Genomic DNA, 12,312 nt, shown 5'->3' with positions numbered 1-12,312 from the left:
GCACGTTCGGCGCGCAAACGGCTCCGAGCGGCGAGGAGTGGCCCTACGTCGGTGAGTGGGAGGAAGGTTCAGGCTGTGGCGAGCTGATCGAGCATCGTTTCGGCGCTCGATGCACGATATTCGCCGGGCTGCTCGACGTTCAGCTGCTCGACGACGCCGTCATTGACGATCATCGAATAGCGCTGCGACCTCTTGCCCATGCCGAACTTGCTGCCGTCGAAGGAGAGCCCGACGGCGTCGGAAAAAGCGCCATTGCCGTCGGCGAGCATCGTAATGTCCTCGCTTCCATCGCGCTCGCCCCAAGCAGCCATCACGAACGGGTCGTTGACGGAGATGCATGCGATTTCATCCACGCCGTTGCCTTTGAGATCGCCCGCTTTCTCGACGAACGAGGGAAGGTGACGCGCCGAACAGGTCGGCGTGAACGCGCCCGGGACTGCGAAGAGAGCAACCCGCTTGTTGGCGAAGAATTCGCTGCTGGTCGTGGGCCTTGGCCCATCGGCGGTGGCGATCGTTAGCGGCACGTCGGGAAGGCGGTCGCCTTTCTGGATGGTCATGGCTTTCAAGGCTCCTGCGCTGAAGGGATGAGCCGCGCCTTAGGCCTGCCGTACGACGCTCTCAAGTATTGCCTGCCCCGCGGCTGCGTCCCATTGTCGACAACCATGGTTGCGCAGCCGACGTTTCTTTCAGGCAAGTTGCTTCTGGCGATGCCCGGGATGGCGGATCCCCGATTCGAACGGGCGGTCATCGCCCTTTGCGTTCACGACGAAAATGGCGCTGTCGGGATTGGAATCGGTCACAAGCGGGCCGGAATCAGCTTTCGCGGTTTGCTGAGGCAGCTGGACATCGATCCCGGCGAAGCACCGGACTGCGCTGTACATCATGGTGGACCCGTGGAGCCCGGCAGAGGCTTTGTTCTTCATTCCAACGATTGGGGCGGGCAGGACACGCTTCACGTCAACGGGGGGAATGATGCTCTGTTCGCGATGACCGGCACGATCGACGTCCTTCGCGCCATTGCCGAGGGACGCGGGCCCAATCAGTGGATCGCGGCCTTGGGCTATGCCGGCTGGGGAGAAGGTCAGCTCGACGAGGAAATGACCAGGCACGGCTGGTTTGCAGCAAGGACCGATACGAAGATCCTGTTCGAGACTCCGACCGACGAGCGGTGGGCCGCCTCCTTCAAGGCCGAGGGCATCGATCCACGGCTGCTTGCGAACGAGACCGGCGCCGCCTGAGGGAAAGTAACGGCTGCTCCGGCGTTCGCAACGGATGAGCCGCGCAAACAACGACCAGGAACGGGGATCCCAAACCGAAGGAGCGTTCTCGAGCTGGCGGGGCTGGTTTCTCGCCGCGATGCTGATCGCCGGCCTCGTGGTCGCCGCCGTCCACTGGGGCGACGTCGAGCACTTTGCTGCGCTTTTGACGCAGGCGAAGCCACTTTGGCTTGCTCTTGCGGCGCTTCTTCAACTTGCGACTTATGTCGGGCTCGCTGCCCAGTGGTGGCTGGTGCTTCGGCGCGGACGGACACCCGAGGAAGGCGGCGACCTCTTCCGGCTCACCCTTGCAAAGCATTTTGCCGACCAGGTCATCCCGACTGCGGGGGTAAGCGGGAACGTGCTCCTCGTGGACCGGCTGGTGCACCTTGGTGTTCCGAGGAAGAATGCCGTCGCGGCGCTGCTTCTGCAGATCGTCGCTTATTACATGTCCTATGCGATGGGCGCCCTTTGGGTGCTCGTTGTTCTCTGGTGGAAAAGCCGCACGAGCGTGCTTCTGACACTGGCAGTTCTTGCGTTCCTCGTCGTTGCGGGCGGGATCCCGCTCCTCGTCCTCTGGCTTCACCGGCGGGGGCAGAAGCGAATTCCCCGGTGGATTGCAAAATGGTCCAAGGCGAAGCGCTTTTTCGAACTCGTCGGAGAAGCGCCAAGGGAACTCGTGCGCGACCCCTCGCTCATCGCCTGGCTGACGGCCCTCAACCTTGCCGTATTCGTGGCCGACGCTGCAACGATGCAAGCATGCGTGAAGGCGCTTGGCGTCCACGCGCCGCTCAGCGCAGGCTACGTCGCCTTCATGTTTGCCTCGATTGCGGTCATCCTCGGGCCCATCCCGATGGGACTGGGTTCGTTTGAGGCGGTCAGCATCGCAATGCTCCGCCTGTTCGGGGTTCCGTTCGAGGCAGCGCTCTCGGCGACTTTGCTCTTTCGCGGCTTCACCCTGTGGCTCCCCCTGATACCCGGAGGCATATTGCTGCGCTACGAGATGAAGGCCGCCCAGACCTGAAGTCCAACATATAAAGAAATCTTTATATTTGCCTTTGGAGCCGCTGGCCGCTAACGGCCTCGGATAACCGCGCCCACCAGGCGCTCATCCATTTTTCGGAGATCTTCGACGTGGCGACGCAGGCTGAAACCCGTTTCAACGACTATGTTGTAAAGGACCTCGGCCTTGCCGACTTCGGACGCAAGGAGATCGAGATCGCCGAGACCGAAATGCCGGGGCTCATGGCCCTGCGCGAGGAATTCGGAGTCTCGAAGCCCTTGAAGGGCGCTCGCATCACCGGTTCGCTGCACATGACGATCCAGACGGCCGTGCTCATCGAGACTCTCGTCGAGCTGGGCGCGGAAGTACGCTGGGCATCGTGCAATATCTTCTCGACGCAGGATCATGCGGCAGCTGCCATCGCAGCACGCAACATCCCAGTGTTCGCAATCAAGGGCGAAACGCTCGAGGATTACTGGGACTATGTCGTGCGCATCTTCGACTGGGGCCGCGAGACGACTGCCAACATGATCCTCGACGATGGCGGCGACGCGACGATGTTCGCGCTCTGGGGTTACCGGGTCGAGAAGGGCGAGGAGCTGTTCACGCCGTCCAACGAAGAGGAAGAAATCTTCGCGGTGACCCTGAAGCGCTTTCTTTCCGAGCGCCCCGGCTATCTCACCAAGACCGTCGAAACGATCAAGGGCGTGTCCGAAGAGACTACCACCGGTGTTCATCGGCTTTACGAGCTTGCGAAGAGCGGCAAGCTCCCGTTCCCGGCCATCAACGTCAACGACAGCGTCACGAAGTCGAAGTTCGACAATCTCTACGGCTGCCGCGAGAGTCTGGTAGACGCGATCCGCCGCGCGACGGACGTCATGCTTGCGGGCAAGGTTGCCTGCGTGGCCGGCTTCGGCGATGTCGGCAAGGGCTCGGCTGCATCGCTCCGCCAGGGCGGCGCCCGGGTTCTCGTGACTGAGATCGATCCGATCTGCGCGCTTCAGGCCGCGATGGAAGGCTATGAGGTCGTAACGATGGAAGAGGCGACCAAGCGCGCCGACATATTCGTCACCGCGACCGGGAACATGGACGTGATCACGCTCGACCACATGCGGGCGATGAAGAACATGGCGATCGTCTCCAACATCGGCCATTTCGACAGCGAGATTCAGATCGGTGCGCTGGCGAACATGAAGTGGACCGAGATCAAGCCGCAGGTAGACGAGGTGGAATTCCCGGACGGCAAGAAGATCATCGTCCTGTCGAAGGGCCGTCTTGTGAACCTTGGCAACGCGACCGGGCACCCGAGCTTCGTTATGAGCTCGAGCTTCACCAACCAGGTGCTGGCACAGATCGAGCTCTTCACCAAGGGCGACGATTATAAGAATGACGTCTACGTGCTTCCCAAGCACCTCGACGAGAAAGTCGCCCGGCTTCACCTCGACAAGCTCGGAGTCAAGCTCACCAAGCTCAACGACAAGCAGGCGACTTATATCGGCGTCTCGGCCGAGGGTCCGTTCAAGCCGGACCACTATCGCTACTAAGGGGGCGGCCGCCTAAAGAACGAGCGGCGCCGCGCGGATCCAGCGCGACGCGAGATGCTTGACGCCGCTTGTGATAGGCAGGCCGGCATGCACTGCAAGCGCGTCGGGGGCCCCGTCGCCAGACGCGTTGCGGAACATGAGTCCGTCGCCAAGCTGACCTCGAACCTTAAAGCCGAGCGCGGGAAATGCGGTTTCGCCGCCTTCGTAATCCTCGTTCAGGTAAACGAGGAACGTGAGCACCCGCTGCTCTGAGCTCGTGACCCCTGGCAGGGCATCGCTGTGCGGCCGATATTGCTCGCCGGGCGCATAGCGAAGCACCTGGAGTGGTTCACCGGCGCGGACGTCGGTCTGACTTGCAGCCGCGATACGGCGGTTCAGCGCGTGAATTGCAGGATTCTCGTCCACAAATGGAAAGGCCGCCGCCTGTGATGTTCGCACCGGGTTGGGTAGTTGCGCTCCGGTATGGGGGTCAACGACGACGCTCGGCTTCAGTGCGGGAGCCGCGGCTTCGACGAGATAGGCACATTCGGCCGGCGTGAAAAAGGAGGGAAATAGACGCACCTCGGGTGCCTGAGACAGGGTCTCGCTTGGAAAGTCGCCAGCGGCCGTTCCATCGGGAGCAAAGCGCATCGCCTCGATAAGCTGCAACTGGCTGGCCGCTTCCCTGTCCGTCCGTGCCGCCTCCCTGAGGAGCATCATTGCCCGCGGCCAGTCGGCGGGCGCGCCAACGCCGCCCGCTGTAAACGCGCGAAGAACGGTTGCGGAATATTCGTCTCCGAGCTCCGCTGCTCGCTCGAACAGAGCGCGCGAGCCCGTTAAATCACGTCGGACCAGCTCCCCCACCAGCAACCAGAGCGCAAGTTCGCGCGCGGCGAGCGGATCGCCCGATCGCTCGGCCGTTTTCAGCAGGGTGGCAGCCTGCTCGACGTCGCCTCGATGGAGCAGCGCTTCGGCTCGGTTGATGACATCGCTCACGATTCTGCTCTTGGCAGTGCAGGGCGTCGCTTTCCAGAGCACAAAAAAGAGCCGGGAGTTCCCTCCCGGCTCCATAAGTCTGCGATTTTAAAGCGACGCCTAGAAGCGGGCCTTGATACCGCCGTAATAATTGCGACCCCGAATGTCGTAGATCGCGCTTCCCGACCCGAGGCCGGTGTTTCCAAGCGGCGGGACCTTGTTGAAGATGTTGTTCACGCCAACGTAAAACTGGACGTTCTTGGCCATGAACACCGGACCGGTGTCCCACTGGAACCGAAGGTCGTGGTAGGTAACCGCCGGGTTCCATTCGATGTCGGCGAAATCCGCGTTGTTGGGCGGACAGCCGGTGGTGGTGCAGGCTGTCGGCAGCGGATTGAAGTCCTCGAACGCGGCACCGTTGATGATCATCCGGCTGATGTAGTGGACCCGGTAGCCGAACGTCACGTTTCCGACCTTGAGGTCGGCGTCCAGCCGAGCCTCGTCCTTCGGATCGCCGAGCTCGCTGAGGATCCGGTTCTCGAAGTTTGGCAGCGACGGATTCTCGAAGTTGCTCGACTGCAGGCCGTGCACCCAGAGCAGGTTGGTATCAAGCAGCACTTTGGGAGCAAGGCGCGCGCGGTAGCCGATTTGGGTATCAATGCCGCGGCGAATTCGCTTGGCGAAGTTCTGCGGAATTGAAGTCAGCGAGTTCGCGGCGATCCAGCCTGGCTGGTCTCCGGTATTTGGATCCTGGCTGGCACCACGGAAGCGCGTGAACAATGCGCAGAACTGGTTCTGCAGGTTCGGCTGATCGTAGCACGCATTCGCAATCGCTTGCGCGGAAAGCGACACGATCACGTTGTTCACCCTGATGTTGTAATAATCGACGCTCAGGGAGAAGCCCGGGACGAAGCGAGGCTGAACCACCACGCCCAGCGTCAGCGACTTGGACGACTCAGCCTTCAAATCGGTGTTGCTTCCGCTGTTGATGGGCAGCGAACGCGTGATGTTCTGAAGACCGTTGAGCAAAGTCGAACCGAGGTCGGCAAGGCAGTTTGCCGGACGATTCGGGTTGCTGCCGATCTGGTTGGGCTGACACGGATCGTTGAAACCGGGTGCAAAGTTCGGAACGACCGGGAACGCGGTCTCCGATACGTTGGGAGCGCGAACGGCCTTACCGTAGTTGCCGCGGAAACGAACGTCCCGGACCGGGGCCCATTCGCCACCGAAGTTATACGTCCAGACGGTGCCGACCGCGCCCTTGTACTCCGAAACACGGGCAGCGCCCGTTGCAGTCAGTTCGTGGAATAACGGCATGTCCTTCAGGATCGGCACGTTAAGCTCGCCGAAGGCTTCCTTGACCGTGAAGGTCGGCGGGTTGAAATCGCCGATCACGACCGCGTTGGTTCCCCCGCTCTCGACGAACGGGTCGTCGGTGTATCGAGCGCGCTCGCGGCGGTATTCGGCACCGAGCACGAAACCGATCGGACCGCCCGGGAGCGAAAACAACTGGCTCGAATCGCCGTTCATGAAGCCGAGGAAGTCCAGCTGGCTCATGCTGGCGGTCGTGTGCGAATTGTAGGTGAAATAGTTGACTGCAGCAGCGTTGTTCGCTCCCGCGCCGAACGGATCGTAGGGCACGCATGCCGCTATATCGGATGCGAGGTTGGCGCTCTGGCCGGCGACTCCGACAGCTGCCGATGGGACGAACTGCGAACGGCACTGGATCTGGCCATTCGCCGGATTGCGGCCGGAATCGATCGAAAGCAGGAACCGTTGCCGGTTCAGGAAGCCGAATGTCTCATCAGTCTGATGGAATTTGCCGTAGTTGGCCGAGATTTCGTAACTCCAATCGTCGTTGAAGGTGCCGCGGGCACCGACGACGACGCGGTAGGTCTTACGCACGAAATCCTCGTCGCGGATGCCCGCGTCGATCAGGTTCCTCGCATCGACAAAACGGAAACTTCCGTTGTTGATGTTGGCGATGTCCGTTGCAGTGAGAAGGTTGGTCGCCTGACCCGGCAACGGTGTCGTCGTGCAGACGCCGGACAGGCTCGGCCTGCAGCCCGATGCAAGAAGCGCGTTTGCGATTGTCGTTCGGTCTGCCGGATCAAGGAACGGGTTATCGAGGCGGATCTGCTGGCGGGAATCGAAGCCGCCAGTAGTGCCCTGGATGAATGATGGGCCCGCGTTGTTGCCCCGCGTGTGAATGCGGTTCCACTTGGCTTCGATGAACGGCTCGAACGCGTCGCTCACGGTGTAGTGCGCGAGCAGGTTCAGGTTGATGCGATCCTGCTTTGGAAGCACCGAAACCGTCTGGCCTTCGCGCCCGGTCTGTCCGTTTCCGCCGATGATCGTGCCGATGATGCCCGAACCGGCACGGGTACCGGTCTGCTGCACTAGACGGCCGTCCGGTGTGAAGATGTACGTGCAGTTGTAGGCGGTGCCGGCGGTCGCGCCCGAGCCAATTCCGCCCGCGCCATTCGTCGTGCCGATTCCCCTGCCGCAAAGCGGGCTAGGGTTGCCGGTCAGCGATGAATTCTGGGTGATCGGCACGAGGCCGTTCGGGTTGATGCTGGCGCTGCTGATGTTCTTGATGAAAATGCGGTCGGGGAAGCCGTCACTGCCGTTGGGCAATCCACCCGGATCGACGTCGACCACCACGAAGGTGTTGTTCTGGCGCATCCACGGAATATCGGACGCGAAAACGCGGTCCTGGTGGGCATATTCCGCGTCGAGGGTGATATTGCCCCGGCCACCGTTGAAGTTCGTGCCCCAGACCGCGGACGTGATGTAGTTCGCGCCATAATTGTCCTCAGAGTCGGCGCCCTGAACGCGTACCTGAAGGCCCTGGAAATCGCGCTTCAGGATGAAGTTCACGACACCCGCGATTGCATCCGAGCCGTAGACGGCCGAGTTGCCGCCCGTGACGATGTCGACGCGATCGATGAGATCGTTCGGGATCGTGTTGATATCGGGCGACACCGCATTGTTGAGGATGTCGGCGCCGACGTGGCGGCGGCCGTTGACCAGCGTCAGCGTCCGGACGGTGCCAAGGCCACGAAGGTCGAGAAGGTTGAGGCCGGCGATGCCGATGCCAAGGCCCGGGTTCTGCTGGGCGAAGGTGCTGCGAAGCTGGGGCAGGTCGTTGAGCGCGTCACCAACGCTCGTTTGACCGGTCTGGAAGAATTGCTCGCCCTGGATCGAGGTGACCGGAACGACCGATTCGAGGTTCGGACGGCGGATACGCGAACCCGTGACGACGATGCCCTGGTCTGAAGGCGACGAAGTGACGTTGTTCGCCTGCGTTGCCGGAATGACCCGGTTGGGCTGGGTCTGGTTGGTCGTAACCGGCGGGGCGGGCGGTTCATGCGCCACGGTCGTCGGCGGCACGGAGTTCGTCACCGGCTGCGCGGCATAGGCAGGGCTTGCCGCAAAAAGAATCAACGCCCCGGTCTGGAGCGCCGTGGCGCCCAGCAAATTCGTCTTCAACATTGGAGTACTTCCCCTCGTTTTCCCCTTGGGTACCCCTTCTGAGTTCCCGATCTCGGGCGGCAGTTCAAACCATTCGTACATCGAGAGTTCAGTTTTCGGGCACCTGTCACTTTAATGTCACGAAATCCGAACGGGGGCGGTAAACCGGGCCCAAGTCCTGTCGGGCAGCCGACTATTGAACCTCACAACTCGTTGCCTTTTTGCGACAGTGGCGGTTCCCGGCCTTTCATTTGGTCGACAGGTACGTATGAATCTGGCGAGGGGGTGGTGTCGAAAATGGCCGCGTCGGGCGAAGCAGGTTTGGCGATTGCGGCGCTTGCATTGCTGTGGCTCGGCATCGGGGCAGCGATCGCGATAATTGCGTCCCGCCGGTTCCGGCTTGCACAGGACATCCTCGAAGGTGCGCGTGCCAATGCTCGCCTGCTCGAACTGATGCCCGCTCGTCCGCTCCTCGTGCGCGCCGATCAGCGCATTGAAGCCGATCAACAGCTCACTCGTGCGCTCGGCCTCGATCTGGCGCCTGCGGTTCTTGGGGACCTCGCCGGCAACGATTGCGGAATTGGGCCTGACGACCTGAAGTCGCTCGAGGCCGAGATCGGGGCAGCGCAAGCTTCGGCAGGCAGGGTTTCGTGCAAGGTCCGCGCGAATGGTTCCACCCGCATATTTGATGTGCGCGGAGGTCCCGCTCCTGGCGAACCGCCAGGAAGCCTGCTGCTCTGGTTCTTCGACACCAGCGCCGGAGAAGAGGAACGCGCCAAACTCGCGCTGAGGCTGCGTCATACCGAAGGTGCCTTGAACTCGCTCACCCACCTGATCGAGGCCGCTCCCTTTCCGATGTGGTACCGGGGTCCGGACCTGGAGCTCGGACTCGTCAACAGTGCTTTCGTGCACGCGGTCGAGGGGAGAGACGCGGCCGAGGTCATCGAACGCGGCGCTGAACTCATTGACGCCGAGGGTGACGACAGCCCGACGGCATCGGCCCGGAAGGCGAAGGAAAGCGGCCGCGTGGTTTCGCGCATGCAGGCGGCGATCATCCGCGGCGAACGGCGCATGCTCCGGATCGTGAACGTCCCGCTCGCGACCGGCGGGGTGGCGGGATATGCCGTGGACGTTCAGGATCTCGAGGACGCGCGCGCAGAGCTTGCGCGCTATATTGAAAGCCAGCGTGAACTTGCCGACCGGATGACTGCCGGAACCGCCCAGTTCGACGCCGACCGTACACTCAGCTTCTTCAATCGCCCGTTTGCAATAATGAGCCAGCTCGATCCCGAATGGCTCGCCGAAAAACCCGAATTCGATCGCGTGATCGAACGGATGCGGGACACGCAGCGCCTTCCCGAGACGCGCGACTTTCCCGCGTGGAAGGATGAGCGGCGCAACTGGTTCACGAGCGCCGACGAGGTGATCGAGGAAGAGTGGATGCTGCCCGCGGGCGATCACATCCGGGTGGTCGTCCAGCCGCTCCCGGACGGCGGCCTCAGGCTGTTCCTCGAGGATCGTACCGAGCAGCTTCGGCTCGCGTCCGCCCGCGATACCTTGCTGAGGGTCCGCGCCGCGACCTTCGATAATCTGTTCGAAGCGATCAGTGTCTTTGCGAGCGACGGCAGGCTTTACACCTGGAACCAGCGCTTCCTCGAAGACTGGGAGCTGGACGAGGAATGGCTGACCACACATCCCCGGGTGGACGAGCTCGTCCCTGCAATGGCCCGCAAGCTCGTCAATCCCACGGCAGCACCCCAGATCCGCGAAACGGTGCGCCAGACGACGAACGAGCGTCAATCGGCAAGCGGGCGCATTTCGATGACCGACGGAAGGCACTTCCAATATGCAGCTGTGCCGCTTCCCGACGGAAACGCGCTTCTCACCATGGTGGACGTTACCGACTCAACCCGGATCGAGGCGGCGCTTCGCGAGCGCGCCACGGCCCTGGAGGAAGCCGACCGGGTAAAGACCGATTTCGTTGCAAACATGAGCTACGAACTGAGGACCCCGCTGACCTCGATCGGCGGCTTCGCCGAGCTGCTCGGCGGGGGCTATGCGGGTGAGCTTTCGGCCAAGGCGCGCGACTATGTGAGTGCGATCCTGGAATCCGTCGAGCGATTGTCGAAGCTGATCAACGACGTGCTCGACCTCACGACAGGAGACACTCGCGGCGTCGCGCTGGAAAAGGAGCGCGTCGACATCGCGGGGCTGTGCCGCGCCGCGGCCGAGACGTTGAAGCCGAGAGCTGCCGAAAAGGCACAGAAGCTCGACGTCGAGGTTTCCCCGTCGGCCGGGCACGTATTTGCGGATGCACGACGCCTGCGCGAATCCGTCGAGCACGTTTTGCAGAATGCCATTGCGTACACGGAGGGAAAGGGGCGGATCTGCCTCAGCGCCGAAGGCGACAAGAAGCAGGCGGTCATCAAGATTAGCGACAATGGCGCCGGTATCCAGGCCGAGGACCTGCCTCGCGTCTTCAACCGTTTCGACCGCATCGCGGAGGCCGGAGCAAGGGGTGAGGCCGCGCTCGGACTGGGCCTTCCTCTCACGCGCCAGTTCATCGAGGCACACGGTGGGACAGTCGAGCTCGATTCAAAGACGGGGAAGGGCACGACCGTGACCCTCATCATTCCCCGCGGTTCGCGATGATCCTCAGCAGCGAAGAGGCGACAGCAGATCTCGGGACGGCCCTGGCGCGAGTTGTGCGCCCCGGCGATGTCATCACGCTGTCTGGACCGCTTGGCGTCGGGAAAACATCGCTCGGTCGCGGTTTCATCAGCGGGCTCGGGCATGCCGGCGAGGTTCCAAGCCCGAGCTTTGCGATCGTGCAGCCCTACGATGACGTCGATCCGCCGGTATGGCACGTCGATCTCTACCGGATCGAGGAACCCTCCGAGATCGACGAACTCGGGCTCGATGCCGCAGCGGACGCGGTGCTGCTCGTCGAATGGCCGGAACGAGCCGGTCCCGGCGCGTGGGACGAAGCCCTCCGCCTGTCGCTCGACTTTGCTCAGGATGGCGACAGAATCTTGACAGCCGAGGTGCCCCCGTCATGGGAGGGACGATGGCCTCCTTGATGACTCCGCCGCCCCATGCCCCTGATTTCCTTGCTGCTTCCGGCTGGGCGGGAGCAAGGATCCTCCCGCTTGCCGGGGACGCATCGTTTCGCCGTTACTTCCGTGTCGTGGATGGCGCCCGGACGGCAGTGCTCATGGATGCTCCGCCTCCGCACGAGGATCCGCAGCCGTTCATTTCCGTTGCCCAATGGCTGATCGGAACCGGATTGAGCGCTCCCGAGATCCTCGCGAGCGACCTTGAACGGGGATTGCTGCTGCTCGGCGATTTCGGAAGCATTCGGCTGCGCGAGACGCTCGACGAAGATCCCGCCCGGGAACGCGAACTGTATGAAATCGCGACGGACGTCCTCATCCATCTGCACGATCACCCGCCGATGCCGGGACTGAAGCCGCATGGGCTTAGCCAGTGGCTCGATGAGCTGACCCTGTTTACCGACTGGTATTGTCCGGCGGTTGGAGCGAGCGTCGATGTCGAGGCATATCGGACTGCATGGGAGCAAGTCCTTGAGCCTATCGCCAGCGATGGCCTCGGGCCCGTTACCGTACTTCGCGATTATCATGCAGAGAACATCATGCTCGTCGAGGGCCGCGAAGGTGTCGCCCATTTCGGCCTGCTGGATTTCCAGGATGCTCTTGCCGGCCATCCCGCCTACGACGTCGCCTCGGTTCTCGAGGATGCGCGCCGGGACGTCGAGCCCGCGATCGAGCGGGAGATGATCGACCGCTATATGGCGGCCACGGGTCACGGGGAAGCATTCGAGCGCGCCTACTGGGCGCTCGCAGCGCAGCGTAACACCCGGATCCTCGGGGTTTTCACGCGCCTGTGGAAGCGCGACAACAAGCCGGGCTACCGCCGCTTCCAGCCGAGGATGTGGGGCCTTCTGGAACGCGACCTTGCCCAGCCGAACCTCAAGCCTTTACGCGACTGGTTCGACGCGAACGTTGCGCCCGAGCACAGGCGCGAGCCTTGGAAGCAGGCCGCGTGAGCACCGCCAAACGCG

9 protein-coding genes are annotated in these 12,312 nt (G+C 62.5%); 6 read left to right on the top strand and 3 right to left on the bottom strand.

Annotated features, from left to right (window positions below; genetic code table 11):
* Positions 1–68 precede the first annotated feature (68 nt).
* Positions 69–557: a peroxiredoxin gene (locus V8192_RS08415; protein ID WP_341632628.1), complete on the bottom strand. Its 489-nt coding sequence runs from the start codon at positions 555–557 to the stop codon at positions 69–71.
* A 105-nt stretch (positions 558–662) separates the two neighbouring features.
* On the opposite strand from V8192_RS08415, the gene V8192_RS08410 reads away from it, so the two are divergent.
* From V8192_RS08410 to ahcY, 3 genes are all read left to right on the top strand, one after another.
* Positions 663–1,238: a YqgE/AlgH family protein gene (locus V8192_RS08410; RefSeq protein ID WP_341632627.1), complete on the top strand. Its 576-nt coding sequence runs from the start codon at positions 663–665 to the stop codon at positions 1,236–1,238.
* A gap of 34 nt (positions 1,239–1,272) precedes the next feature.
* Entirely contained in the window at positions 1,273–2,280 is a 1,008-nt protein-coding gene (locus V8192_RS08405; protein ID WP_341632626.1) for a lysylphosphatidylglycerol synthase transmembrane domain-containing protein, read from the top strand.
* Positions 2,281–2,390: 110 nt separating this feature from the next.
* Positions 2,391–3,803 carry an adenosylhomocysteinase gene (ahcY, locus tag V8192_RS08400; RefSeq protein WP_341632625.1) on the top strand — a complete coding sequence of 471 codons (1,413 nt, stop codon included), beginning with the start codon at positions 2,391–2,393 and terminating at the stop codon, positions 3,801–3,803.
* 12 nt (positions 3,804–3,815) lie between these two features.
* Here the strand turns inward: ahcY and V8192_RS08395 are convergent, their stop codons facing one another.
* Both V8192_RS08395 and V8192_RS08390 read right to left on the bottom strand, forming a co-directional pair.
* Positions 3,816–4,778: a 2OG-Fe(II) oxygenase gene (locus V8192_RS08395; protein ID WP_341632624.1), complete on the bottom strand. Its 963-nt coding sequence runs from the start codon at positions 4,776–4,778 to the stop codon at positions 3,816–3,818.
* Between the two features lie 99 nt (positions 4,779–4,877).
* Entirely contained in the window at positions 4,878–8,252 is a 3,375-nt protein-coding gene (locus V8192_RS08390) for a TonB-dependent receptor domain-containing protein (RefSeq protein WP_341632623.1), read from the bottom strand.
* A gap of 276 nt (positions 8,253–8,528) precedes the next feature.
* On the opposite strand from V8192_RS08390, the gene V8192_RS08385 reads away from it, so the two are divergent.
* From V8192_RS08385 to V8192_RS08375, 3 genes are read left to right on the top strand one after another with little or no spacing between them, the layout of a single operon-like run.
* A complete protein-coding gene (locus V8192_RS08385) occupies positions 8,529–10,883 on the top strand; it encodes a sensor histidine kinase (protein ID WP_341632622.1) in 2,355 nt (784 codons plus the stop codon).
* The gene (gene tsaE / locus V8192_RS08380) at positions 10,880–11,311 is read left to right on the top strand and encodes a tRNA (adenosine(37)-N6)-threonylcarbamoyltransferase complex ATPase subunit type 1 TsaE (RefSeq protein WP_341632621.1); all 432 of its coding nucleotides are present in this window, start codon (positions 10,880–10,882) and stop codon (positions 11,309–11,311) included. Before V8192_RS08385 ends, tsaE begins: the two co-directional genes overlap by 4 nt.
* Positions 11,299–12,297, top strand: a complete 999-nt coding sequence (locus V8192_RS08375) for an aminoglycoside phosphotransferase family protein (RefSeq protein ID WP_341632620.1) — start codon at positions 11,299–11,301, stop codon at positions 12,295–12,297. Before tsaE ends, V8192_RS08375 begins: the two co-directional genes overlap by 13 nt.
* Positions 12,298–12,312 lie beyond the last annotated feature (15 nt).

It is taken from the genome of Sphingomonas agri, assembly GCF_038148795.1.
Taxonomy (GTDB): Bacteria; Pseudomonadota; Alphaproteobacteria; order Sphingomonadales; family Sphingomonadaceae; genus Sphingomicrobium; species Sphingomicrobium agri.
Note: the sequence above shows the minus strand (reverse complement) of the source record. Positions and strands in the feature narration are given on the sequence as shown.